Origin of the sequence: Desulfovibrio sp. Huiquan2017, from assembly GCF_017351175.1 — a bacterium.
In the GTDB taxonomy this organism is placed as follows: Bacteria; Desulfobacterota; Desulfovibrionia; order Desulfovibrionales; family Desulfovibrionaceae; genus Pseudodesulfovibrio.
Map to the genome: position 1 here is coordinate 38,272 of NZ_JAFMPN010000005.1, position 23,764 is coordinate 62,035.

Consider the following 23,764-nt stretch of genomic DNA (forward strand, 5'->3'; position numbering starts at 1 on the left):
CTTCCAACCTTTTTTCTTCCAATTTTCCATGCGCATAAAATATTTTTTTTCGTGTTACAGCATTTGGCCATTTCCAAATCGACAAAAACCTGTCAGCGCCAGGGGTTTTCGCAATCGACTTTAGCGAATAACATATCCAGAGCAACTACTTGAAATATTAATATTTGATGTGGAACTATTTAGTCATGAGATGTAGCTGAACCCCGCAAAAACAAGGAGAGAAAAAGATGGAACTGAACAGGGAAACGATCAGAAATACTTTCGGGACACCGAATACCTCCACCGACCGCCTTGTGCCTGTCACTGTTCGACCGGATGTCAGGTTCCTTGACGGCCGAGGCCGAGAGAAGGACTGGCTGCCGGATGTCGATGAAGTTAAGACCTGGATGTGCGTCGTCCATGGCCAATCGTACGTAAGCAAGCACAACGGCGTCGTTCTGTCCGGCCGTAGCCGCCCCCTCGTCAACGATACGTGCCAGAAAGGCGATCTTGCAACCGGAGCGCAAACCGTACGCCTCGCTCCCGGAACGGTCGTCCAGGCTGGGATCTCAATCGTGTTGCGCAATGGTTTTAGGACGGTGACGGCGGTCGTCGGAATCGTTCCAGAACCTAACCCACTTCCCGCAGACAATGATTTCAGTGACGCGAATCTTTGGCCTCTGGACGCCGCCGTCAAGACGTCGGAAAGCGTCACGCACTTTGCGACGATCAAGGTGGAGGGGGTTGTGCAGTTGTTGCCAGAAGACGCGCGTTTGATCTCAAACTTTCGAGAAGAGATTCGAATCCATGGCGAAAAATATGTCCGAAAGGTGTTGAATTTTGTGGCAAGCGAATAAGAAGAAGGAAGGACAAGGTCCAACCAAAGAGAAAAAGTCGTTTCGATTTGATTTAACAATTTCTCTTGAGAATCAAGAGGCTTTCTCTTTTGCTAGAAATATTGATAACCCTCAAGGTGAGCCCCCAAACAATTTATGGGCCAGGAACTTCTCGGTCTTTCTGTTTTCCGATTCCATCTTGCTTCCATCCCCCCCAAAATGCCTTCATCCCTGTCCTAACAGGGTTTGACCGCCACAGAACACCTCTGTCAAACTGAGTCGATGAAAGTCTCCCTGAAGAGCTTTGACTGAATTGATAGAAGAGTATGATTTTCCAATCAACCGGTTCGATGTCGTTTCATCTCTGTATTCACTGATGGACTTGTTTACAATGAACAGGCTACCAGTCCCTTTCTTTGCCCAACCCGTTCACGGGGATGTGTTTACCAAAGGTCCAGGACGCTGGCCGTTCGTATCTTGAAAGATGCGCCTTGGACCATTTTTGCAATTCCAACTTTAGGACACCTATATCCTGGCCCGAACCGTAGGGCACGATAAACGCCTTGAGCCGCGTCCCCTCGTCAGATCGCATGAGACGTACCGCGCATTTTTCAACCAAGGGATGGTCCAAAAGCACCTCCCGCACCCTGGCAGGATAGACGTTGACGCCCGCCACCTGCACAGCACAGTCCTTGCGTCGACGGGGAGTAAAAGTCGCAGGACCGTACCAATCAAGCAGATCCTGTAGAAGACACTCCGTCGCACCGCCACCTTCCGTTTTCCGGGCCAGAACAGCATCGTCGTCGGTCCGGGTCCAGTGGTCCAACAGTGTGTAGCACCCCAGATGGTCGGTGCGGTAGCCCACACCGCCGGTCTCCGATGATCCGTAAATCTCATACATCAAAGGCAATCCGTTCGCCTTGACCATTTCAATGGTCTTTGCTGGACACGGCCCGGTGGACGTGACGCCGTGCACATCTGCATGGAAATGCACGCCCATCTCGGCGAGCTTGCCCCACAAAAGAGGAAAGGCCACCATGAGGTCTCCATCTCGCAACGAACGGGCCAGCCCAGGCGTGGGCAACGGCACCACCCACCGGACCTCAAGGCCCATGACACGCGGGAGTAGAATGGAAAAGAGAAAGCCGTAAATATGATGGCGTGGCACAAAACAGACAATCCGTTTCCTGTCTTGAAAAAGCAGGGCCAGATTCTCGACTTCCTGAACATGTTCGCCAAAATCATGTGTCGCAGGCTTGGGCTCATTGGTGCTTCCGGAGGTAAAAAATGTCATGCGGTCACCGGCAGCAAGCCACTGCTGGTAAACACTTTCCGCCCACGCCTCCAGGGAAATCGCTCCGATGTTTGCCGGGGGCTTCGCATGAAACATGTGGGCGATGATATCGCCCACACCCTCCAGGTCGTCCACGGCATCGCACGTCGGAACAAACTCCGGACTGAGCGAACCGCCCGGCGCAAGGCGCATGCAGGCATCATAGGATAAATGAGCCAAAAGAACGCTGGAAATTATTTCACGGATATCTGCAAGTTGAAGATTGATGGCGCGCATAAGATCTATTCTCCGGTTACGCTGAACCAGACGTCACCCTCCCGACAGGCGGTCTTCAGCTCTTGTTCCCTGGCGCCCAACGCCGCAGCGGCAAGCTCCAGGCCACAGGAAGTCGGACTCTTTCCCCAGAGATCCGTCAGGTCACACGTGCCGAATTCTCCCTGGTCAATAACGACCGTATCGGCTTTGAAATTTTCCGGACGAGCCTCAATTTCCAGCGAGGCGAATCCCCCAGCCTCGGCCAAGAGGAAAAAGGCACTGCCCTCACCCACCGGCGGTGCATCCAAACGCCCCTCAGCGGCGTTCAAACGTTCGGTGTTGGCTTCAAGAAGCGGCGTAGTCTCGTCGGTAAAGCCCAAAAGGATGGTATCAACCCGACCTTCCGCCAACCAGAGTGCCGCTGTCTGGATTCCGGCCTGAACAGCTCCCCGCAACTGGCAGAGTGTTGTCTGCGGACAGGGGTAATCCAACAACATGGAAAGCACTCCCGCCGGGATGTTATGAACGGAAAGGGAAAAGGCGAGCGGTGAAGCCAACGCCGGCCCATCGTCAATGAGGGAGTCCTGAAAATCAAACGTCGTCCGGGACGGCCCGTAACCGGTACCGAGCACGATCCCCATACGGTCGGGAAGTACGGACAGTGTATCGGCAGCCTCCAAAGCACGGTAAGCCGCCAGCAAAGTCATGCGGGTAAAATGGTCCATGCGCCGCAACTTGCGGGCCGGGACATACTCGGCCAGTGCCTCGGTCGGAGTCTCGTACGCCGCAGGCAGCGGCACGTCCTTGCCGTCCAAGGCTTGGCGGACCAACGCACCGTCGCCGATGGGAGCAGCCAGACCAACCCCGTGGATGGAGAGCTTCATCGCCGGTCCTCCTTCTCCAATATGAGGACGGAATTATTGCCGCCGAAAGCCAGTGACTGGCTCAAACCGAATCGCCCCGAGAAAGCGGTTGGACAGGCTACCGGAGAAAGGCCGATAGCCGGATCGGGTTCGCCAAACCCCTTGCTTGGCGGCAGCACTCCACGCTCCAGACAGGCCAGAGTGAAGGCAGCCTCCATGGCCCCGGCAGCCCCCAACGTATGCCCGGTGAACCCCTTTGTCGCAAAAACAAGAGATTGACTGAAACGATCGCGCAAGACGTGCCCCTCCACCAAATCGTTGGCCTTGGTGCCGGTTCCGTGCACGTTGACACAGGCCACATCCTCGCAGGTTATCCTGGCCTGCCCCAGGGCCGTATCCAGAGCCTGTAACAGCCCCCGAGCCTCGGGATGCGGAGCCGTCAGGTTGTAGGCATCACCGCAGGTTCCATAGCCCGCCACACGGCCTCTCCGGGGGGCTCCAAAGCGCTCTGCCACATTGGTAGAGGCGAGGAGCAACACACCTGCGCCCTCGCCCAAATTAAGCCCCCTACGGTCTTTATCGAACGGTCGGCAGGGTTCCGGGCTGGTATTCATGAGCCGGGCAAAACCGTTGTAGGAAATTTCGCTCAAGGCATCCGCACCTCCAGCGATGGCCACGTCGCACCAACCGGCACGAATCCAGGCTGCGGCGATGCCGATGGCGTCTGCACCGGAAGTACAGGCATTGGTCACAGTCTGGCAGGGACCGCTCAGATCGTAATGAACAGCTAGCCCCTCGGCCAGATTCCCAGCCAGGTAATGCAGGATGGGAGCCAGCTGCGGTTTCTTACCGGCTTTCCAGCTGCGATAAAAATCTAAGAAGTCGAGCGACGCGCCAACCGAGGTGCCGATGCACACCCCGACCCGAAGTTCGTTTTGCACGCTCAAGACGTCAGGCACCCCATCCAACGCATCATGAACGGCCATATGCAGTAAATTTGCGGAACGCCCTGCAGATATACTCGATGAATCTACCCACTTCTGGGGCACCTCGAAAACGGGATAGGTGACGGCCTGCTCACAGATAAAATGCGTAGGCGCAGCCGGCTCTCCCTTCCCGGCCAGCATGGTCTCCAGACAGGCATCAAGCGTGGGACCGGCCGCACAGATGCAACCCGCCCCCAGAATAGCCACCTCGCCAAGCATCTTATCCCTCGTTCTCGATAAACCGAGCCAGACTCTCCACCGACTGCAGGGCTTCCATTCCCTCCTCAGCGTTCTGAATCTCGGTATCGAAAAACTTCTGAACCAGCACCACGAGCTCCACCGCGTCCAGGGAATCCAACCCAAGTCCTTCGTCGCCAAACAGCGGTGCATCGTCCTCGATGGTGGCCGGGTCAATATCCACAAGATCGAGTTCCCTTACCAAAACCGTCTTGATTTTTTCTCTGAGATCCATCCGAATCACTCGTCCCACATGTTGAAGAAATTATAGAACTGCCAAGGATATGTTTCGACAAATTCCCCAAGTCCGTCCGCTAACATCTGGGCATACGGCCTGTATGCTTCCGGCTCCCGCCCCAGACGTTCGGGGAGGTCAATTACCTTTGAAACCCATATTCGTCCACACCCGGAACCCGTACGGCAGGAAAAGGTCACCACCACGGGAACCTGGAGCGAAGAAGCCAGCTTGAATGCCCCTATGGGCATCCGCACCGTGCCGCCGAGGAACTCCACACCGACCGTCCCCCGGTCACTGCCAAACGGCCTGTCACCCATGACGCAAAGCACGCCGCCCCGCTTGAGCACTTCAAGCATTTGCAGCGTTCCGCCCATGGGAGACGTCGGGTCAATGATATCGAACGACGGTCCTCCGGACTCTCCAAATTCGAAATAGTGCCGGTCCACATCCCGAACATCCCGGTACATGACAACCGCCTTGGGGGCATCGATATGGTCGAGAAAAGACATGCCTAACTGCCAGCAGCCCACATGCCCGGTCACCAGCACCAATCCCCGCCCCATACCGGCGAGTTCCGTCATCCGCTCCCGGTCCTCGGCAGTGGCCGTCATTTCGAAATCCCCAGTGATGCCCATAACGGCTCGGTCCACCAGCATTTTGCCGAACTCCAACTGAAGCCGGAAACAATCCAGCAGGGATTGCACGAACGACCGCTTGCCGAACCGCCGCAGACGATAGTCACGGGACCGCTTCCGAACATCGGGACGCAATGTGTAAAAGACCACGACAAAAAAAAGCATGGCATAGGCCAACGGCCGCCCTGCCAGCTGGATTGCATGGTAGAAAAGCCGGTGCGCAAACCCCGACGCCAGACTCGCACTGGACCATACCGATCTGCGAGCACTCACTGAAGGGACTCCTCCACCCGATCTCGGATGAGCCGGGAACGGACTATCCTGGCCAACCCGTAGACGACAACCCCGGTCAACAGACCAAAGGCCGGGCCAAGTACCAACGTGCCGAGGACGTATTCCCAGATACGCTCCAGCGCCTCGTCACCAAGCGTCTGCATGGAGATGTCGGTCAAGAACTGTCCATGCCGAAGATAGTACCCGGCCTCCACGCACAACGCCGGGACAAAAGGAGGAATACAAAGCTGGCTCACGGCCAGCCCCATGATTTTGCTGAGCCGGAAATAGCCAAGGACAAAGACGATGGCGAGGCAATGCAGACCGATGAGGGGCAATGTGCCGAGCAGCATCCCCAGTCCTGCCGCCAGCGCAAGTTGCCATGGTGTTTCGTTCTTTTCGAGCAACAAGCGCAGAGATTTCATGGGGTGGACAGGGCTGACCCGTCCGGTCTTGTCCTCGGTGTACCGACGGTGCGGAACAGGAAGGAAGGAACGTGCCGTCAACCGGGTATTGAGCAGGGATATCTCCACATTATCTCGCAGAGCGCGGAAATGGGAAATCCGCTCCCCCGACTTGGGATAATGGACGTGAATATCTACGTCCTTCAATGGATAGCCTGCCCAGGCCGACCGGACCAGCACTTCCACCTCAAAGGCAAAACGGCGCTCATTCAAAGTGACGGCACCGAATATAGCCAAGGGATAAGCCCGGAACCCGCATTGGACATCGGAAAGACAGACCCCGGTCTGCACACGCAGCCAAAAATTGGAAAAACGCCGCCCGAACACCGATGCACCCGGAATATTTTCGCCGCTAAAATCACGGGCACCGACCACGACGGCCCGGGGATCTTCCTGTATCGCCGCCAGAAAAGCCGGGATGTCCGAAGGAAAGTGCTGCCCGTCGGCGTCCAGGGTGATGATATGCGTCTTGCCGAGACGACGTGCCTCTTCCGCCGCAGTCAGGATGGCCTGGCCTTTGCCTCGGTTCGTATCGTGCTGCACCAACCGGACCGGGAGCCCGACCAATGTCTCGATCCCGCCATCCGTGCTGCCGTCGTCCACCACCAGTACGTCGGGAAAGATATCAAGGACCTGCTCGACCACCTGACGCAACGTTTGGCCATGGTTATAGACAGGTATGACGACAAGGATATCAATCATGATGAAACCCCATAGAGAGGCGGCGCAGCCGATTCCTTGGGAAAGGAGATAAGGGTATCCCACAGCAGGCCGCGATAGCCAAACCGACGCAGAACGTTCATTCGCTCCTGCCCGTCCGAGGGAGGAAAGATACGGTCCCGACGTCCAGCAAAACCCTTTTTGAGCATCTCATTGAGTTGGGCCGGGTCTACGAAGGGAGAAAAATAAAACTTTGGCTCAAGCAGTGTGTCGGCAGGGTCCACCAGCCTCTCTCGCCGGGCCTGGGCATAGAGCGGTGTCCCTCGATATAGTCGAATGCCGGAAAAGGGAAAAACAACACAATGCTCCAGGGCATTGAGGTTGGCGATGCCCTGCCGGGCAGTCTCCAGCGTCTCTCCCGGCCCGCCGAAAATGACGAAGTGAGCGCAGGGAATGCGCGCCGCAACACAAGCAGCGTTAAACTCGCGAACATCCGCAAAGGAGAACGGCTTGTTCATCGCCTCCAACGTCTCGTCCGTGGCCGCGTCCGTCCCCACCTCCATGGCGTGCAGGCCGGAGCGTTTAAGCAGGTCCAGTGTCGTCGCATCCACAGAAGTAGGCTGAAAAAAGCCACTCCACTTGATGGGTAACTGCTTCCGAACCAAGGCTTCGGCCAACTCAAGGTAGTAGCCGTGCGAGTCGTTGAACACGGAGTCGGTGAAGAAAACAGAATCCACACCGTTTCGCAGGTACAGCGTTTCTATCTCATCCACCACATCAGCAACGGCTCGCGGCCGCAACCACCCGCCCTCGATGGACGGATAGGAGCAATACGCGCAACGGTTCTCACACCCCCGTTTGGTCTGCACGCTGGCGATGCAGCTCTGCTTCATGTAAAAATCCAGAATGGCTTCATCGCGAACAGGAGTAATCATTTCCTTCGATCCAAGGCCCTTTTCCGGCTTCATGACCCGAGGCGGCACATCCCCGGCTTCCAACATATGCACCAGCCGCCGCATCTTTTGTTCCCCCTCGCCCACGACACCGAAATCCGCTCCCAGGTAATCGAGAATAATCTCCGGCATAAGGGAGAATCCGGAGCCTCCGACGACCACGGTATATCCATCCTGCTTCAAGAAATGGGCGACTTCCCGGACATGGCTCAGATACCAGTTTTCAGCAAAAGAAAGAGAATCCACGTTGTCGATATTGCGCAGGGAAATACCGGTCAAATCCGGCTGAAACTCGGTCAAGACCGCAGCCAGTGGTTCAAGTTCCTTTCCCGCAGCCAAAAAATCGAACTGACGCACGGTATGTCCATCCCGCTCCAGCGCCGCCGCTATCACAGACATGCCAAGCGGATAGACCGGGTAGGGTTCCGTGGTTGTATTGGTTGATATGAGCAGCACCCGGGCCATCAGAGTTGTCCGCCCGACCATTGTGCCAGAAATGCCGTGTAGAAATCAGGCGGCGTCAGCATCAGTTCACGCTCGGCATCCACAAAAAGTTGCACGGTATACCCGGTCGTGGTTACTTCCCCGGCCGCATTGCGGATGATGAACTCATAATTGAGTCGTGCCGCTTCGTTATAGTGCAGTAGGGTTTCGATTCGTACGGTATCGCCAAAGGCGAGTGGCAGAATATAGTCCACATGCATCTGTTTGACCGGGGCGGTCACCCTGTGCGCGTGGAAGTCCAGGTAACCGATGCCGTAACGATGACCGTGGCTGACCCGACCGTCCTCAAAATAACTGGGATAGCGACCATGCCAGACAATGCCGAGGGGATCTACCTCCTCGAAACGAACCCGGCGTTCCACCTCGTCACGCAATGGAGCCGGGGCGTCCTTAACGGCCTTGAAATACGCATTTCTGCTCATGGCTTCACCTCGCTGAAAGTCACACGAAAATGAGAGACGGCATCCTCGCCGGAAAGTATACGCACCACGGCATACGGCGCGGCCCCATCTTCGGTCAGCGTTCCCGTAACCACCAGTTGTTCATCCGGTTCAACCGGTTTGAGGAATTTGGCCCGCATCACACCGGAGACGGTGTAGTGTCCGGCCCGAAGTTGGGACAGAGCCTCCGCCGCAGCCTGAGCACCCGCCATAAGCTGGACCACGGCGGGCAGAATAGGCGCGCCGGGGAAATGGCCATCAAAACCGACAAAATCCGGCGGAAAAACAAACGTTTTTTCAAAACCGTTCTCAGTAAGGTGAAGAGGGCTACCTGCGGCCCGCACAGCGGTTTCGAGCGAGATCATTGTAAGGATGCTTCTTTAAGTTTCAACGTAACGACTACCCGTCGGCCCGGATCGGCATAAACGATTTCCTCCGGCAGGGAAAGCGATCTTTCTGTACCTTGCCCCCTATATGACACCGACCAGCGACGCCGCCCCTTGGCTGCCCGCTTAGTCAGCTCACCGGCAGACGGTCCCAGGAAAACCTCACACCGATCTTCTCCCTGCCCGACTAGCCACCGGGGCTGGCCATCGCCAACGGCACACGACGACGAAGCCGTCGGGAATCCAGTGAGGAACATGCGCCGTATGGACAGGGCACACTGATCCAAAAAATGGGGAATATGCCGCGCCACCGGGCTTGCAGAGAGGGCAGTCCAGCGCCCCTCCTCCACATCCAACGAGGCGAGCGTCATCCCCAGGCCGGTGAGGACGGCTACCTTGGCACGGTGATGTACTGTATCCAGCACCATAAACCCCGAAAGAGGCAGGACCGTTTCGCCGATGCGGAGCACGCCACTGTGACGCAGTCGATAGACGTCCCCATTGTCGTACCACTGCGTTTTGAGCGGAGGACATACCATTGGCACAGCAGGAGGCGTCGGTCGGACGCACCCGGCCGCGAGAAGCAGAACAAGCATAAGGGGTATAAAACGATTCATTCCGCCCTCCGCAGCAGGTTGGGGAGCAACAGCAGGGCTGTGGCCAATGCAACTCCAACACCGAGCACCACGGTGATTCCCATGGCGTGCAGCGAGGGATGGCTGGCTAAAATAAGCACCCCGAATCCGGCCAGCGTGGTCACCCCGGAGGCGAGGACGGCCGTTGTGGTATCCAGGTCCAGAGACTCATGCTCTCGATTGACCTGAACGATGCCATAGTCGGCCCCAAGTCCGATAACAAGCGGCAGAGCCGTGATGTGGAACAAATTAAGCGGTGTTCCCGTCAGTCCCAGACCGCCAAAAACGGCCGCCACACCGGTAACAGCGGGAAGAACAGCCAGCAACGACCGGCGAACGTTACGATACAAAAGAAAAATCAACAGAACGACGCACAGACCGGAAAAGGAGATGAAACTCCTGATATCCGTCTTCATGGCCGACTCCAGCATGGCCTTGAACCGACCGTTGGAAACCAACCGGACGCCAAGTTTCTGTTCTCTTTCCGGGGAAAAATACGCTCGAACCTGCTCCGAATCAGGGAGAAAGGTCAACACGGTGGCTTTGTCCAACCCTAAATCCGGCATAAAAATATCCCGAAGAAATCCCAAAGAGCCCTGATCAAGAGAATGCGGAGTAATCGGTTCCGGCATCCTGTTCAGCCCCTGGAGAAAAGGCGTGAACGCCACGGAGGAAAAGCCCAGATCCCCCGCCTCCGCAAGAAGGACTTCAATCGTATGCTCTCTTCGCCCTCTAGCCCAAAATGCGTCCCACCGAGCACGGTTGCCCTTCTGGGTCCCCCTGGAGGGAACCAACGGAGCCAGGCTAGAAGCCGCGACATCAGGCAGGTCCGCACGCAAGGCGTCATATACTTTATCGTTGGCGGACAGGGCCGTTTCAACAGAACGGCCCTCGGCAAAGACCACCCCACGGCTCCGCATATCTCCCCAGACGGCAGTAAAACGTGCCTCGGCGTCACGGACGGATGCAGGCCGGTAGCCGACACTGCGCAGATCCGGGTCCAGGGAGGTCGGCAGTGCGCACCACAAACAACCAAGGAGCAAAGCGCCCCAGAGCGGCAAGGTTACGACAACCGGCAGGGACGGCAGGGGAATGCTCCGCTTCCGTCTCTCAGGCAACGCTCCGGCACCAAAAGCCGGCAATACCAGCAGCGAAAACAACACCGAAGCGACCAGCCCGGCAATGGCAAAGACCGCCAACTGTCGAATGCCGGGGATATCGGATAAAAATAAGGCTCCAAATGCCGCACAGGAAGTCAACGCGCAATAAATGACAGGCCGGGCCACGGCATGGACGGCCAAAGCCGGACGCTCCGGCTGCCGACGCATGGCAAAGTATACATGCATGGCAAAATCAATGGATATGCCGACCAGCACCGAACCGAAACCGATGACGATGGCCGAGACGGTCTGGCCGAACAACGCCGCCCCGCCCAAGCCCGCTGCCATGGCTACCAGCGGTGCGGCAAAAACGCTGAGCGCCCGCCGTGAACGGAAAAAGAGAAAAAAGAGCAGGACAAGGAATGCCGCAGCAGCAACGGAAATGACGACAAGATCCTGCTTGATGACCGAAGCGTTGGCGTTGGTATGTACCTGGCCGCCCACCATATCGGCCGTAATGCCGGACGGTAGCGCCCGCTTCACAGACTGAAATTCCGCTACGAGTCGAGCAGCACCATCAGCATCGGTGAGACGCGTTTCCGGCTTGGCCGTCAACAGAATCGAACGGCGGTCCTTACTGAAAATATGGCCGTTTTCCACATGGGCTTCAGTGAATCCGGCCAAATGCTTCAACCGCGCCCCCAAGCGGCTACGCCACCCAAGCGGGTCCCGACGGACGAGGGATTTCAGGGCGATGCCCTGCGGTTTGGCCAGTAGCCGCACGTCCCGAGACAAAGCGGTCCGCACCGCCTCCGGCTTCAACTGAGGCTTCACGGCATCAAGGTCGGCCGCTGTCATCAGGTTCACCGAGTTATCCAGAAGAAATGTCATGGCCCGCAAGGGATTGACGGACGACGGACACACAAAAGCAAGTCCATGACCGGCTAAAGCATCAATCATTTGCTCTGCACTCTGAATAAGCTTTGCACGACTCACTTCCGGAGCGGCATGGAGAGAAATGAAGACGTTATTGGCCAGACTGGAATGGGTAAGCCGATCAAAATCTCGGGCCAGCATCCCCTGCTCGCCCACCGGCAACATGGCGCGAATATCGGTCCTGACCGGAGTGACTGCGAACAAAGTAAGACACGCCGCCATAATCGCCAACGTCAGGAGAACCGGCGCCCACCGCCTTTTTCCGGAAAAGCCCATTGCCCGCTGCGGGCCATTGCCATGTCTCATTGGACCGAGGTAAACGTTGTATCCGGCAACGAGGTATTGAGCTGAGACTGGTCAAAGGAGATGCGGGTAAAGTCGCCGTCAGTCTCATGCAACTCCAGGGAGTGGAGAACCACCCCATCCTCGGCGAACGTGATGACCAGATTGGCAAGGAACTCCTTGGCAAGCTCACTCCGAGGATGCAGTTCAAGAACCAGCGGATGCGCACTGACCTGACGGATAAGATACCGTTCTTCGAGCCATGAGATGTCAAAGGTCGTCCAGGCCATGATCTGCTGTGCGATCATGGCGACAAGCGGCGACGAATGGACAGACACTTCTCGGACTGCATCCGAGGTATCATCCCACTCCACCCCATTGCCGCCGGAGAGAAGAAAACCCGACCGGAACGGGGAGGTGTATTCCCAGCGAAGCGAGTCGGGGCGGCGAAAGGCGAAAACGCCCTTGGAAACAAGCACACTGTCAAACATCTTGAGGTGCTTTTCCTCGGTAAAATTGCTTCGGATGCTGACGACCGACGCAGCCCTTGCCTGCATTCCATTCAACAGCGACTGATTAGGAACAGCATCGGCCCCGTAGGCCATGACCGGCAGAAGAAGGGAAAAAAGAAAAACAAACCGCTGTATCATCTCGCCGCCGGGGGTATCCAGAGTTTGATGTTGCCGGTTGCGACCACGTCGCCACCCTGCGAAATCCGGCCTTCCACCACATAAAACCCTTCGAATTCACCAACGGTCTCGACATCGACGACTAGTTTCTCTCCGCCACGGGCACGGCCCTGAACGACAAACCGCTGGACACCCACCAGATAGCCCCCCGGGATAGGCAGACCTGCTGCCGCCAGCTCCCATCCTCGAATGGCAGCATAGGTCTGGGCCAGCAACTCCACGAACACGAGCGGAGAAATCGTACCTCCCTCACCTGCGGCGGGCCCATCACCGGGAAGTGTCGTCTCGACACGCCCGGCCCCCTGCTCCGAGGCGACAAGAATGTCCACAAGCAGCATGGCACCCCGATGGGGGATAAGTGTTGCGGCGGGTACAGGTAGATGCATCATGGATTCCATAATTAAAAGGAGGCGCACCGTGTGGGATCGAGGCCCCCTCGTGTTGGCGCAGAGATGATGTAGGAAGCTATCGCAGGATGGACCGAAGGCCTGCGGAGAAGATTCTCCGCAGGCCGATAAACACTATTGCATGACCGCCAAGTTATTGTTGATGGCCTGGCTGAGATTCTGGATCCATCCGTTGTAGTTACTATGGATTTTAGTCCCGTTGTATTTGAGATTGATGCTGCTTTTGTAATTGATGCTGTAGTCTTGCTGGTCATAAGTGATATCGACAACAGCCTGGTGCGCTCGGATATTCAGAGTCGCCTCGATAAGACCGGGTTTGATCACACGCATGTTCCAGCCGAGCCCTGTACCGGCTTTAACAATGGCATTTTGTACCTGTTGCATTGTCATGGGACCTTGTGCGGCCTGCGGGATGGCTGCGTCATTGATATTGTAGATTGGGGCGGTGCGGCAGGAGACCAACAGCAGGACTGCCGCCAGTGCACAGAAAATTAAAATCAAACGGGTACGTTTCATCACCTTAGCTCCTTGTAAAAACTGTCTATGTTTCCATGGCAACAAGCGCTTGGGACATCAAAGCCTTGACGTCTTTCTTCATCTCAAGATGTCCGCAAGCCGTTTGCCTGTAGTTATCGGGATACACCGGCGGAAGCAAGCGCACTATTACTTTTGCTGGCTGTATGAGCATGTTTCCCTTGGGAAGTAAGGCATGCGTGCCGGAAAAGCATAGAGGAACCACAGGGACGCCGGTTTCCACAGCTATACGAAAGGCACCGGAGTGAAAACGATGCAATTTCCCATCCGCCGATCGGGTTCCTTCAGGGAAAAACAAGAGTGAAGCACCGCTTTCCAGTGTGTCCTTCGACTGTTGAAGAACATCCTCCAGTGCGCGCCCTTCCGTCCGAATATACCCGGCAGCCCGCATGAACGGCGCATACCATGGAATACGAAACGGCCAGTTGCGAACCGCAAAACAGATATTCCACTCCGGCTGCGCCCCCATGAAGAACATATCGAAAAACGAAGCATGGTTGGCTACCAGCACACAGGGCGTCGGTGGTGCAGCAGACTCCATGCATACCGACACAACACCCCCTATCAGGCGCACCCATACTCGACCGTACAGCCAGATTATTTTTCTTGCGGTTTGATGCAGCGGCATCCCCCGCCCCAGGCGGAAAAGGCACCACCAAATCGGTAGAAGCAAAACACAAAGTACTGTCCACAGGAGTGTCAGTCCGTAGACTCCTGCATTGACCTTGATGTCAGCAAAAAAACGACCGATCTTACTCTCAGACATTACTCTTTTTTATTCGAGGAAGGCGATGGGTAACGATCGATTTTTGCAAAAAGCATATCCATCAAATTATAAATGCGCTTCTCACCCTTTTCGAATTTATGGGCATCCCATTGTCCTACCCGCAACTTGACACGACCAACCATTTCCTTGTTGTGAAAAGCGTTGATTTCAGCATCAGAGAGAAACAGGGCGAGATCCCAGGACCACAAGCCGTAGTAAGTCAACGTCCATTCCGCATCCCCTACATGCGAGCCCGCCGGAAGGACCCGATAAGCAATTCCTTCCTTGTCGAGCCAATGCTCCATGGCGACAATGAACCCCTCACGGGTCTCCGTATTCTTAATGATACAGATTTTTTTGGCCTGGCTGATCCCTTCTGCGGGGTCATTGATAACGTCGAATTTACCACAGCCTGCCATTGCCAGAAGAATGAAAAGAAAAAGGAGAAGGCCGCATTTACGCATGGATAGTCCCCCCAATGGGTTTAGTCGGTCAAAGTTTTTTTCTTTTCCAAAACAAAGGCATGGAGATCTCCCAGAGTCCGGATGGATTGAAACGCCTCGTCCTTTTTGATCTTGAAGTGGAACGCCTGCTCCAGGACCACAACCATATCGACGGCATCCAGGCTGTCAAGATCCAAATCGTCCTTGAACTTGGCCTCGGGGCTCATCGCAGCCGGGTCAAGTTCGAATTCCTCGACGAGCAGTTCGTCGATGCGTGCTGTAACTTCCTCGTCAGTCATCATATCTCCGCAAAACAATTGAAGTATTAATACCACCCAGCGCAAAGCTGTTCTTCAGGGCTGTGGTTATCGGCCATTTTTCAGTTTCAAGGACGTGCGACAGTCCGACACAGTCCGGCGCAATGTCTATCAAGTTTCTTGTAGGGAACACAAGTCCATTATTCATCATTGAAATAGTAGCAATTGTTTCAACACCACCGCTGGCAGCCATCGTGTGCCCAAGGTGTCCCTTGAGGCTGCTCACCTTAGGTCCAGCTCCAAGCAGCGAAGCGATTGCCGCACTCTCGGCAGCATCGCCAAGCCGGGTACCCGTGGCGTGGGCATTGACGTAGTCCACTTCGGCCGGAGACACCCCCGCATCGTCCAAGGCTCGCGACATGCACCTGGCTATGGCCTCATCGCTGGGGCTGGCCAGGTTTGACGGATCCGAAGTAGAGGCAAATCCCAATATCTCAGCAAGGATAGTCGCATTGCGAGCCAAGGCATGATCCAGAGACTCCAGAACCAGCAAACCGGCCCCCTCCGCACAGACAATGCCGTCGCGATCCCGATCAAAGGGGCGCGGCGTCTGCTCCGGCACCTCATTGTACCCAGTAGAAGCGGCCTCGATAACGTCAAAGGTGCCGACGGTCAGCGGATGGAGTTCGTCCGCCCCGCCGCACAGCATGACCTCCTGCCGACCTATGGCCACAGCCTCCGCCGCAAGGCCGATGGACTGGCAACCGGTGGAGCAAGCTGCCGAGGGCGCGACAACCCGCCCCGTAATTCCGAAGAACTGGGCCAGATTGGTGGCGCAGCTATGATTCATTATCTTGAAAAATTCCGTCGCCTTGGTGCCTTCAATGCTCAGGCCGTCCAGATAGCGGGCGAAAAAGGCCTGCATGGCCTGAACACTGCCCACAGTAGAACCCAGGCACAGTCCGGTCCCGGCATCGGTCAACATCGCTTCGTCAAGCCCTGCCATGGCAACGGCTTCCCGGGCGGCCAGCGCGGCATAGATGGACATCGGCGACATGGAACGCCGAAATTTTCTGGGAATGGATTTTTCGTCGCAGTCCGGCACGGTCCCGGCAATGGTCGGAACCAACCCCGAAATCTCGCGTAGTGCCGCCATAGGACGGACACCACTCTCTCCGGCCGCAAGCCCGCGCATCAAGGATTCCACTCCTGTGCCAAAGGGAGATACGGCTCCCATTCCCGTTATGACGACTCGTCTCATGCGTATTGCCTCAGTTCGGAGTGAAGAGATTCATGGCCCAGAATGATCCCGCAGGTCAGATAGGCGGAAATGACTGCCCCCAGAATGCCGGGTGCAACGATTCCTTGCCCGGCCAGGGTAAGCCCCTCCACCTTGGTTACCGGAGCAGGATTAAACTGATTGATGGAATGGCAGAGCCCATACAGGCTGCCCGAAGGCGCGGCGCAAAAGTCTCGGAACGTCAGCGGCGTAGCCCCCTGGACAAAACGTACGGTCTCCGAAAGTTCCGGCATCCTACGAAAGACCTCCCGCTCGAAAGAGTGCAGCAGTTCGGCTTTACGCTGCCGGTAGTCCTCGGGCCGGGACGCAGGAAGGGAATCCGCCCACGGGGCAAATGGGGAAAAAGCCTGAGAGACAATCGCGGTCACCCCCATCTTCCCCGATCCCGGATCCTCGGAAGCAGAAAGGAAAATCATGCTTTCCTGAACCGGCAACCCCCCTTTCAGGTCATCCGACAGCGAGCGCCCTGGCCAAAGTATGACATTCTGCCCGTCAAGACTGGGGATGAGCGCTTCACTGACGCCGAAAAGCATGAGTGCTGAAGCGGTGTCCTCCAGCAGAGCCAGCCGTTTTTTGAAAGCTGGACGAAAGGCCGCGTCTGGCGTTGCTTCAATCAAACCGCGAGGGTGAGCGGTCCACAGGCAGGACGGCGCGGCGAACTCCCGCCCATCGTCCAGAACGACGCCTGTCACCCGGCGTTCCGCATCAATCTCCACGGAACGGACACTGTGACCGAGAAAAACGTCGACCCCAGCCTCGGCCAGTCGCGTTTCAAATGCACGCACTAGAGCATGACCGCCCCCTTCCACACCGTGAGTTGAAAGCAAGTAGGACCCGGCGACCAGGGCATGAGTCGAAAAAAGCGCGTCCTCGGGCGGAACGCCATAGAGCAGGGTATGAAAGCTCAGGACCGCCTTGAGTTCCTCGTTGTCCGTCAGCTCGTCGAGAAATGTCCGCAGTGTCGTAGTTTCACCATGCAGCGTTCCATTCAAATCAAAGGGACGCGTAAAATTGAGAAAAGGAGAAGCAGCAATGTTCCGGTCGACAGCATCAAGATAGCGCTCGATAGCAACCGTTTCGGCAGGAAAACAACGGGTCAGATACGCCTTGCAGGCCTCGAATCCTGACGGGACAGCATAGCTGCGCCCGGAAGGCTCCGCCACAAAGCGGTCAAAACCCTCAAGTCTGTACGGCTTCTTCCCAATAAGCGGCGCAATGCCGAGGTGCTTGAAATACACGTCCAACGGGTGCCCGTCTCCCAACCCGCCCACGTAATGCAACCCTGTGTCGAACTGGACACCTCCCCGACGGAAGCCCCGCACCGTTGGCGAAAGGCGGGGAAACGCCTCTACCAAGGCAATCCGGGCACCGCTCTGGGCCAGCAGCAAGGCTGCCGTCATACCGGATATGCCACCGCCGACAACGATGTGATCGAACCGAGGCATCAGAACCTCAGAACGAGGCAAGAGTTGGTACCGCCGAACCCGGCAGAATTACACAGCACGTTCCGGGGCGTTGTTTCCCGAACGTCCAGGATGACATCAAGTCCTTCCGCCTCGGGCATGAGCGTGTCCAGGTTGATGTTCGGGGCAAGAAATCCGTCCCGCGCCATGAGCGTGCAGTAGACGACCTGGCTGGCACCCGACATCCACAACTCATGGCCAGTCATGGATTTGGTAGAAGAAATGGCCGGAGTGCACTCCGCAAACAAAGCGCGGAGATTGGCGACCTCGGCGCGATCCCCCGTCGGCGTCGCCGTGGCATGCGCACAAACGTAGTCGATCTCTCCGGGAACAAGCCCCGCACCCTGTAACGCCATGCGGCCCGCCCGACAAAGCCCCGTATCGCTGGGGACGGAAAGATGCTCACCGTCCGAGGAAAAACCGTAGCCTGCCACCCGTCCTAAGATTTTCGCACCGCGAGCCTCTGCCAGATCACGCCGCTCCAGCACAATTGCGGCAGCACCGCCGCTGGGGACCAGTCCATCCCTATCCTGCGAAAACGGTCGGCTGCCCTTTGCAGGGTTGCCTGGATCCGCAGCAAAGGAGCCTAGCCCGTCGAAACTGCACATGGATTGCCAATTAATTTCCTGCGCACCGCCGCAGATGACGCGTTCCTGCAACCCGGCGGCAATCAGGGCAACGCCCTGCCCCACGGCATTTCCGCCGCTGGAACAGGCGGAACTCAAGGTCCAGGCCGCCCCTTTGGTTCCCAGCAGGGAATTGAGATTCATGGTGACATTGGAAGTCATGGAACGGAAGATGACTCCACTGCCGAGCAGTCCGGTGTCCCCTCGCTCTCGCAACAATGCTTCCTGCTCAAGGGCGGCCAGGCAACTCGAATCACAGCCGAAGACAATCCCGGTCTGGTCATTGGCCCAGTCGTCGGGGTGCAAGCCGGACATTTCCAGAGCATCCATAGTCGCAGCATGGGCATGAATGGCGTGCAGGGTCATGGTCTTGCGCTGCTTGCGCGAAAGTCGTGCGGCTGGATCAAAATCCCTAATCTGCCCCGTCAGCGGACTGGCAAATCCCAGTTCGGTACGAAGAGGATCCGCAACAATGCCGGAACGGCCGGAATGCAAGGCCTCCGCAACCGAGTCCACGGAATGGCCCAAGACGGAAACAATTCCGATCCCTGTGATAACGACTTCAAACATATATAAAATGAAGTTAGGTGTAGATACCACCATTGACGGAAAGGACCTGCCCCGTGACGTACGTAGCTTGGGGCGAACACAAAAAGGTCACGACATCGGCCACTTCGTCCGGCCTACCCATCCGTCCCAACGGGATTCGACCAACGATTTCCTCTTTGGGCAGGCCATCGAGCATGGCGGTGTCAATGAAGCCGGGAGCGACGGCATTGACGAGAATATTTCGTTTGGCGACTTCCATGGCAAGCGATCTGGTCGCACCGATGAGTCCGGCCTTCGCCGCTGAGTAGTTCGTCTGGCCGGGAACGCCCGTCTCGCCTGAGGTAGAGGCAATATTGACGATGCGCCCCTGACGCTTGCGCAACATCTTCGTAACCACAGCCTGGGTCACGTAAAAAAAACCATTCAGGTGCACCCGCAACACATCTTCCCAAGCCGCAGGACTCATGAGCATCATCAGCCCGTCTTTAGCGAATCCGGCATTGTTGACTAGTGCAAAGGGGACTTCCCGCTCCAGCATCGGAGCAAGAATATTTTCTACGGCCTCATGGGCAGTTACATCAAACTGTAGCAAGGTGCATTGACGCCCCAACCCCACTATCTGTTCTGCGACTTTTTGGGCTGCCGAAGTATCGCTTCGGTAGTTCAACCAAATATCAAAACCAGCTTCGGCAAGCTTCACGGCAGTAGCTGCGCCGATCCCCTTACTTGCGCCGGTAACAAAAGCTATCATAATTATTTGCCCTCTTAAGAAACTGAATCTTTATTCATATCGGCAAACAAGTAACCCGTCAATTGCATATTAGCGAACATGCGAGCGGGGAATGTCATGTTGTGATTTGCTTTCTTCTCCCGTGAGTCGCCGAAGAACTCATAGAGTTAGGCCCAGACCGCCTACAGAATTACCGCAATCTGTGCGGCGTTGACGGTATCGCCGCAACCGTCAGTTTCTTCGATTTCGCTCATTGAAAACTCGCTTCAAGAAAGAAGGAAATAAGTAAAATGAAAAAGCCCCTGTGAGGGGCCTTCCCTTGGCGGCATCTGGACCGCCAATGCTTATGGACCGATTAATCGTTGTTAGCGTCGACAAGCTCGTCGACCAGCTCCCTGGCGTAGTCTCTGGTATCAACAACGATATAGCCGTCACTGCCGCAACCTCGGTCGTCAAGGACGTCACCCATCAGGCTCGTCAGGGCGGATACGGGATCGTCACCAAGGTCGTCCAGCGTGTAGTCACGGGTATCACCAAAGGTGGTGTGCAACGCGCCGTCCATGACCTTAAACGAGTCGGCGAAATACTCGTCTGCGGTTATGATGTCGGCCTCCGCGACATCAACGTCGAAAATCCCGTCTGTCAGCTCATCGAAGAAATCTCCAGCCTCGAGGTCCCCGTCAAAGTCAAACCCACCGACCCAGTTGTTGCCGTTCCACGACTCCTCGAAGCAGGCACGGACACGGCCAAGCATTTCCATGTTCTTGTCGATCCAGTAGGCAAGGCTGTATGCGTCGGCCATGTTGCACACCCCGTATTCTCCCACAAGATTGTTCCAGACGTCTCTGGAGCAACTCCCCCTCTCGTGGTGGCCGCGGGTCACGACGTCGATTTCGCCGTCACGCCAGTCAACCTGGAGGAAAATGTCCTCGCTCTCGGTGCCACCAGCCAGGTTGTCGCGGACAATGCAATCGATGGCCGATTCCGGCTCAAAGCGGCTAACCATTTCGGCAATAGCGTGCTTTGCGGCTTCGTTGTTCGTCTTTTCGTTCTCATTCCTCATTCTCAATCTCCTTATTTTGTGGCGGTCCTCGCCGCCGCTGGCAGTGTGAATATTTCACACTACGAGCGCGAAAGTCAAGTTTTTAGGGCATCCGAAGAGATATTTTCTTGATTCGGAAAAACCCGTGAGCGCCAGTGGATTTTGCGGACTTCCGCATCTTTTTGGCTGATGAAAGAGAAAAAAGGCCCCCATCAGGGGGCCAAAAATCGAGATATGCCTCGCTCTCGGGTGGTGTTCCCTGGCAGGAGGTGTTCCCGCTTTTGAGCAACGTTGGTTCGGCCCCCCCCGAGCCACGCGGGAAGCCTGGGCGGAACTTCCGCCCGATCAAATCACGGAGCAGGTCGGGTCGCGTGTTTGACGACGCGGCTCGTGTGCCGCTCCGATATGCTTAGGCCGTTCACGATAAACTGTGACAATCTTTGTTGCGTTACCGTGCGGGACTGTAACCGCGACGTATTCATCTAGTTGATGCCGAGTGGCGCCCAGCCGCCCCGGACTTTTCTCGCCAACGGCCAAACAGGCCAGGGCGGTAGGTGTGGGGATCCCACGTTCGTACATGCGGGTATAAGCATGTTTTGAGATCAGCGCATTGATAATGCCTCCTTAGGTCTACTGACCAGTCAATCCATTTACGCCAATCATACCACCGCCCCATCGCCAATCGCCACTTTTCGGCCGTGAAAAGTGGCCGGTAAGGAAGGAAATTGAATGAAAAAAAAGAAGGGCAAGGATCAAAGGATCCCCGCCCCCCTTCATCTGTTAGCCATTCCCCTTCCCTGGGGAAACGGGGGGAAACACGTGTAGCGTAGCGGAACGTGTTACTGTACCGCCGACAGGCGGTGCAGAAACGGGAACAGACGGAAAGGTCGGAGCTATGCGGAGTCTGGCTTGACGAAAAAGACTTTATGGTACCCTTCTGCATAAAGGCGGTTGAGATCGGGCTGGATGCCTGGAGCCAAGAGCGCTCCCGGAAGGACGAAGCCAAGGACTATTGTCTCTGCCTCGCCTGGTCAAATCCCGGTCCAGCGTACGAATGCGGGATCGTGACCTTCGCATTCGCACTGGCACCGCTGAAGACACAGACCGAACAACGTTCTACTTCGCACTCAGGGCGGTGCGGAGAGCATGGCTCCACGCCGCATGACGGGCATCGGGATAGACCTAGATGACGGCTTAACTTCTGGCCCATACACACACCCCTTCGGCTTCGCCGAGCGGGATCTTGTCCCACTCATTTACGTGGATCTCGACAACAATGGCAGTCGGCCACAAGTCCGCTATCCCCCCGCAATCGACCATTTTTGTCAGCAAATGGAGGAAATCGGCGACACCACCAATCCGCACGATTTCGATTCTGTCTGCCGGAACATTGGCAATAGATTCTCCGCTGCAAAGATCGAAATACTTACTGCCGTCAACCATCAACGCACCGTACGACACGAGGGAAACAGGACCATTTGATTTAGCGCAATGGAAAAGCGCCGTCACCAGCCCGTGGCGTGTCGGATTGCAGACAAGATCACCTATCAGCTCGTATTTGCAAACGTCCGTTATGCCGCCCATTGACCCTCCTTTTTTTGGTTCAACGAGCATTGTGCTCACACCCAAAAAAACGGTCAACATGTCTCTTTACTCGGCTTTTTGCCTCCAAGCCAGATAGGCAGCGGCGGCGTCTGCGGCATGTTCCAGACGGCATTTTGCCCCAGGCCATGGAGCGCTTGGCCACCGGCTTCTGGCGGCCGACATCATCGCATCTTTCTCAGCAGACACCTCACAGGTCAGAGCCGTCTTGCCATCTCTCGGCCGTGTCGTGATCAGTTCGGAACCGATCCCTGCCGCCGCCCCGAGTATCACGCCGGCGGCCATGCGCATTGCCTGTACGGCGTTGACCGACTTGGATCCTTCGAGCGGCATCTCGGCGACGACACGATCAGGGGAATACCTGCCGACAAGGTGGATGAAGCCGTTGCCGAGCTGTCTCGCCGACTCCTCGAGCTGGACGTATTTCGGGGACTTCACCGGCACCATCTTCCCCGCCCTGTTCTTCCGCTTCTCCTGCTTCAGCTTGACCTGGACCGTGCCACAGTCAACGATCTCGTCGCCGACAAACACGCACCAGCCCAGGTTCTTCATCGCAACGTCCAACGCCAGTATCGTTTCTTTCTTCGCCAATCTCGTTCGTCATCCAGTGCCTCCTGGAGTTCATCCTCGCTTCCTTTGCCTTTCCGGGGGCGGCAGCCCCCGGCTATTGATCCTGCGTCCGCAAGCTTTTTTTATTTTCCCTTTTATTTCCTTTTCATTTGATTTCATTTATTTTTTTATATTCTTTCGCCGCCACAAAGGGGCGGTGGGCCTTTGCCTTTGCCGCCCAGGGACTCGGCAACGGCGGTCAGAAAAGCGAAGCCTGGCTCGGCCTCGAGGCTTCGTGTCCCCGGCGGCCGGAAGTGGTCTTGTCGTCCTGGGCTATACGCTCGTACTCGGCTGGGCCAGTCTTAATTCCGCCGAGCGGGATGACGTGGCCTTGGAACCCGTCGACAGCCGATTTGGGTCCGCCATCGACCGGCGGCACTGTTGGAGATGGGCGCATCGGCCACAGATTGTGTTGTTCGCGTTGCAGATCTCTGAGGCAAAACAGCCGGGGCCGCCGCCGCGCCGCCCCCCCCCATCCTAAAACAGTGGTTCCCCCTTTGGGGGAACTGGATTGACGATCTCAAAGTGATCTTGGATTTTTTTGATGGCTGGTGAAAAGGGAAGGTGGGCCATTCGATTTTTTCGAGAATGTGGTCTGGCTTCCGTTCTGACGGGTTCTTCGGATTGTTCATAGGGACAGGTTCACGAGGGAAACAGAAAAGGCCGTGGCGGCCTGTTTTTTGAACGATTCGGCGGTATGGCTGATCTATTCAGAACGGCGCATCGCCACTTCTTCCTTTCATCAGCCATCTTGAAATCAAAACGAACGCTCTTCGTACGTAATTATTCTG

The 23,764-nt window shown here is 56.4% G+C and carries 25 protein-coding genes; 1 reads left to right on the forward strand and 24 read right to left on the reverse strand.

Annotated elements, in window-relative coordinates:
* Window positions 1-227: 227 nt before the first annotated feature.
* Window positions 228-836: a hypothetical protein gene (locus J0909_RS05130; RefSeq protein ID WP_207261022.1), complete on the forward strand. Its 609-nt coding sequence runs from the start codon at window positions 228-230 to the stop codon at window positions 834-836.
* A gap of 379 nt (window positions 837-1,215) precedes the next feature.
* Here the strand turns inward: J0909_RS05130 and J0909_RS05135 are convergent, their stop codons facing one another.
* The 24 genes from J0909_RS05135 to J0909_RS05250 form a co-directional block, all read right to left on the reverse strand.
* Entirely contained in the window at window positions 1,216-2,385 is a 1,170-nt protein-coding gene (locus J0909_RS05135) for an AMP-binding protein (protein WP_207261024.1), read from the reverse strand.
* A gap of 5 nt (window positions 2,386-2,390) precedes the next feature.
* Window positions 2,391-3,248 carry a beta-ketoacyl synthase chain length factor gene (locus tag J0909_RS05140; RefSeq protein WP_207261026.1) on the reverse strand — a complete coding sequence of 286 codons (858 nt, stop codon included), beginning with the start codon at window positions 3,246-3,248 and terminating at the stop codon, window positions 2,391-2,393.
* Window positions 3,245-4,432 carry a beta-ketoacyl-[acyl-carrier-protein] synthase family protein gene (locus J0909_RS05145; RefSeq protein ID WP_207261028.1) on the reverse strand — a complete coding sequence of 396 codons (1,188 nt, stop codon included), beginning with the start codon at window positions 4,430-4,432 and terminating at the stop codon, window positions 3,245-3,247. Before J0909_RS05145 ends, J0909_RS05140 begins: the two co-directional genes overlap by 4 nt.
* Before the next feature lies 1 nt (window position 4,433).
* A complete protein-coding gene (locus J0909_RS05150; RefSeq protein WP_207261030.1) occupies window positions 4,434-4,685 on the reverse strand; it encodes a phosphopantetheine-binding protein in 252 nt (83 codons plus the stop codon).
* 5 nt (window positions 4,686-4,690) lie between these two features.
* Window positions 4,691-5,596, reverse strand: coding sequence for an LpxL/LpxP family acyltransferase (locus J0909_RS05155; protein WP_207261032.1), 906 nt, complete (start codon window positions 5,594-5,596; stop codon window positions 4,691-4,693).
* Window positions 5,593-6,762 carry a DUF2062 domain-containing protein gene (locus J0909_RS05160; RefSeq protein WP_207261034.1) on the reverse strand — a complete coding sequence of 390 codons (1,170 nt, stop codon included), beginning with the start codon at window positions 6,760-6,762 and terminating at the stop codon, window positions 5,593-5,595. The genes J0909_RS05155 and J0909_RS05160 overlap by 4 nt, the downstream gene beginning before the upstream one ends.
* Window positions 6,759-8,138: a lipid biosynthesis B12-binding/radical SAM protein gene (locus J0909_RS05165; protein ID WP_207261037.1), complete on the reverse strand. Its 1,380-nt coding sequence runs from the start codon at window positions 8,136-8,138 to the stop codon at window positions 6,759-6,761. The genes J0909_RS05160 and J0909_RS05165 overlap by 4 nt, the downstream gene beginning before the upstream one ends.
* A complete protein-coding gene (locus J0909_RS05170; protein WP_207261039.1) occupies window positions 8,138-8,599 on the reverse strand; it encodes an acyl-CoA thioesterase in 462 nt (153 codons plus the stop codon). The genes J0909_RS05165 and J0909_RS05170 overlap by 1 nt, the downstream gene beginning before the upstream one ends.
* The gene (locus tag J0909_RS05175; RefSeq protein WP_207261041.1) at window positions 8,596-8,982 is read right to left on the reverse strand and encodes an ApeI family dehydratase; all 387 of its coding nucleotides are present in this window, start codon (window positions 8,980-8,982) and stop codon (window positions 8,596-8,598) included. The genes J0909_RS05170 and J0909_RS05175 overlap by 4 nt, the downstream gene beginning before the upstream one ends.
* Window positions 8,983-9,616: 634 nt before the next feature.
* Entirely contained in the window at window positions 9,617-11,950 is a 2,334-nt protein-coding gene (locus tag J0909_RS05180; protein ID WP_207261043.1) for an MMPL family transporter, read from the reverse strand.
* Between the two features lie 26 nt (window positions 11,951-11,976).
* A complete protein-coding gene (locus J0909_RS05185; protein WP_207261045.1) occupies window positions 11,977-12,606 on the reverse strand; it encodes a LolA family protein in 630 nt (209 codons plus the stop codon).
* Entirely contained in the window at window positions 12,603-13,043 is a 441-nt protein-coding gene (locus J0909_RS05190) for a hotdog family protein (protein WP_502757429.1), read from the reverse strand. Before J0909_RS05190 ends, J0909_RS05185 begins: the two co-directional genes overlap by 4 nt.
* A gap of 123 nt (window positions 13,044-13,166) precedes the next feature.
* Window positions 13,167-13,568: a hypothetical protein gene (locus J0909_RS05195; protein WP_207261048.1), complete on the reverse strand. Its 402-nt coding sequence runs from the start codon at window positions 13,566-13,568 to the stop codon at window positions 13,167-13,169.
* A 25-nt stretch (window positions 13,569-13,593) separates the two neighbouring features.
* Complete coding sequence (locus tag J0909_RS05200) at window positions 13,594-14,352, reverse strand: lysophospholipid acyltransferase family protein (RefSeq protein WP_207261050.1); 759 nt, start codon at window positions 14,350-14,352, stop codon at window positions 13,594-13,596.
* On the reverse strand, window positions 14,352-14,816 hold the full coding sequence (locus J0909_RS05205; RefSeq protein WP_207261052.1) for an Sbal_3080 family lipoprotein: 465 nt from the start codon (window positions 14,814-14,816) through the stop codon (window positions 14,352-14,354). Before J0909_RS05205 ends, J0909_RS05200 begins: the two co-directional genes overlap by 1 nt.
* Window positions 14,817-14,836: 20 nt before the next feature.
* Window positions 14,837-15,094 (reverse strand): acyl carrier protein, encoded by a 258-nt coding sequence (locus J0909_RS05210; protein WP_207261054.1) that lies wholly within the window; start codon window positions 15,092-15,094, stop codon window positions 14,837-14,839.
* Entirely contained in the window at window positions 15,087-16,313 is a 1,227-nt protein-coding gene (locus J0909_RS05215; protein ID WP_353616737.1) for a beta-ketoacyl-[acyl-carrier-protein] synthase family protein, read from the reverse strand. The genes J0909_RS05210 and J0909_RS05215 overlap by 8 nt, the downstream gene beginning before the upstream one ends.
* Window positions 16,310-17,797 (reverse strand): phytoene desaturase family protein, encoded by a 1,488-nt coding sequence (locus tag J0909_RS05220; RefSeq protein ID WP_207261055.1) that lies wholly within the window; start codon window positions 17,795-17,797, stop codon window positions 16,310-16,312. Before J0909_RS05220 ends, J0909_RS05215 begins: the two co-directional genes overlap by 4 nt.
* Complete coding sequence (locus J0909_RS05225; RefSeq protein ID WP_353616738.1) at window positions 17,797-19,044, reverse strand: beta-ketoacyl-[acyl-carrier-protein] synthase family protein; 1,248 nt, start codon at window positions 19,042-19,044, stop codon at window positions 17,797-17,799. Before J0909_RS05225 ends, J0909_RS05220 begins: the two co-directional genes overlap by 1 nt.
* A complete protein-coding gene (gene fabG / locus J0909_RS05230) occupies window positions 19,025-19,741 on the reverse strand; it encodes a 3-oxoacyl-ACP reductase FabG (RefSeq protein WP_207261057.1) in 717 nt (238 codons plus the stop codon). Before fabG ends, J0909_RS05225 begins: the two co-directional genes overlap by 20 nt.
* Before the next feature lie 334 nt (window positions 19,742-20,075).
* Window positions 20,076-20,783: a hypothetical protein gene (locus J0909_RS05235; protein ID WP_207261059.1), complete on the reverse strand. Its 708-nt coding sequence runs from the start codon at window positions 20,781-20,783 to the stop codon at window positions 20,076-20,078.
* Between the two features lie 324 nt (window positions 20,784-21,107).
* Window positions 21,108-21,380: a DUF4258 domain-containing protein gene (locus J0909_RS18540; protein WP_353616741.1), complete on the reverse strand. Its 273-nt coding sequence runs from the start codon at window positions 21,378-21,380 to the stop codon at window positions 21,108-21,110.
* Between the two features lie 576 nt (window positions 21,381-21,956).
* Complete coding sequence (locus J0909_RS05245; RefSeq protein WP_207261062.1) at window positions 21,957-22,346, reverse strand: hypothetical protein; 390 nt, start codon at window positions 22,344-22,346, stop codon at window positions 21,957-21,959.
* Between the two features lie 66 nt (window positions 22,347-22,412).
* Window positions 22,413-22,955 (reverse strand): hypothetical protein, encoded by a 543-nt coding sequence (locus J0909_RS05250; protein ID WP_207261063.1) that lies wholly within the window; start codon window positions 22,953-22,955, stop codon window positions 22,413-22,415.
* Window positions 22,956-23,764: the final 809 nt, after the last annotated feature.

Coding starts and splice junctions, on each gene's coding strand:
- J0909_RS05130 (WP_207261022.1), top strand. CDS start 228: ATGGAACTGAACAGGGAAACGATCAGAAATACTTTCGGGACACCGAAT.
- J0909_RS05135 (WP_207261024.1), bottom strand. CDS start 2,385: ATGCGCGCCATCAATCTTCAACTTGCAGATATCCGTGAAATAATTTCC.
- J0909_RS05140 (WP_207261026.1), bottom strand. CDS start 3,248: ATGAAGCTCTCCATCCACGGGGTTGGTCTGGCTGCTCCCATCGGCGAC.
- J0909_RS05145 (WP_207261028.1), bottom strand. CDS start 4,432: ATGCTTGGCGAGGTGGCTATTCTGGGGGCGGGTTGCATCTGTGCGGCC.
- J0909_RS05150 (WP_207261030.1), bottom strand. CDS start 4,685: ATGGATCTCAGAGAAAAAATCAAGACGGTTTTGGTAAGGGAACTCGAT.
- J0909_RS05160 (WP_207261034.1), bottom strand. CDS start 6,762: ATGATTGATATCCTTGTCGTCATACCTGTCTATAACCATGGCCAAACG.
- J0909_RS05165 (WP_207261037.1), bottom strand. CDS start 8,138: ATGGCCCGGGTGCTGCTCATATCAACCAATACAACCACGGAACCCTAC.
- J0909_RS05170 (WP_207261039.1), bottom strand. CDS start 8,599: ATGAGCAGAAATGCGTATTTCAAGGCCGTTAAGGACGCCCCGGCTCCA.
- J0909_RS05175 (WP_207261041.1), bottom strand. CDS start 8,982: ATGATCTCGCTCGAAACCGCTGTGCGGGCCGCAGGTAGCCCTCTTCAC.
- J0909_RS05180 (WP_207261043.1), bottom strand. CDS start 11,950: ATGGGCTTTTCCGGAAAAAGGCGGTGGGCGCCGGTTCTCCTGACGTTG.
- J0909_RS05185 (WP_207261045.1), bottom strand. CDS start 12,606: ATGATACAGCGGTTTGTTTTTCTTTTTTCCCTTCTTCTGCCGGTCATG.
- J0909_RS05190 (WP_502757429.1), bottom strand. CDS start 13,043: ATGGAATCCATGATGCATCTACCTGTACCCGCCGCAACACTTATCCCC.
- J0909_RS05195 (WP_207261048.1), bottom strand. CDS start 13,568: ATGAAACGTACCCGTTTGATTTTAATTTTCTGTGCACTGGCGGCAGTC.
- J0909_RS05200 (WP_207261050.1), bottom strand. CDS start 14,352: ATGTCTGAGAGTAAGATCGGTCGTTTTTTTGCTGACATCAAGGTCAAT.
- J0909_RS05205 (WP_207261052.1), bottom strand. CDS start 14,816: ATGCGTAAATGCGGCCTTCTCCTTTTTCTTTTCATTCTTCTGGCAATG.
- J0909_RS05210 (WP_207261054.1), bottom strand. CDS start 15,094: ATGACTGACGAGGAAGTTACAGCACGCATCGACGAACTGCTCGTCGAG.
- J0909_RS05215 (WP_353616737.1), bottom strand. CDS start 16,313: ATGAGACGAGTCGTCATAACGGGAATGGGAGCCGTATCTCCCTTTGGC.
- J0909_RS05220 (WP_207261055.1), bottom strand. CDS start 17,797: ATGCCTCGGTTCGATCACATCGTTGTCGGCGGTGGCATATCCGGTATG.
- J0909_RS05225 (WP_353616738.1), bottom strand. CDS start 19,044: ATGGTGGTATCTACACCTAACTTCATTTTATATATGTTTGAAGTCGTT.
- fabG (WP_207261057.1), bottom strand. CDS start 19,741: ATGATAGCTTTTGTTACCGGCGCAAGTAAGGGGATCGGCGCAGCTACT.
- J0909_RS05235 (WP_207261059.1), bottom strand. CDS start 20,783: ATGAGGAATGAGAACGAAAAGACGAACAACGAAGCCGCAAAGCACGCT.
- J0909_RS05245 (WP_207261062.1), bottom strand. CDS start 22,346: ATGGGCGGCATAACGGACGTTTGCAAATACGAGCTGATAGGTGATCTT.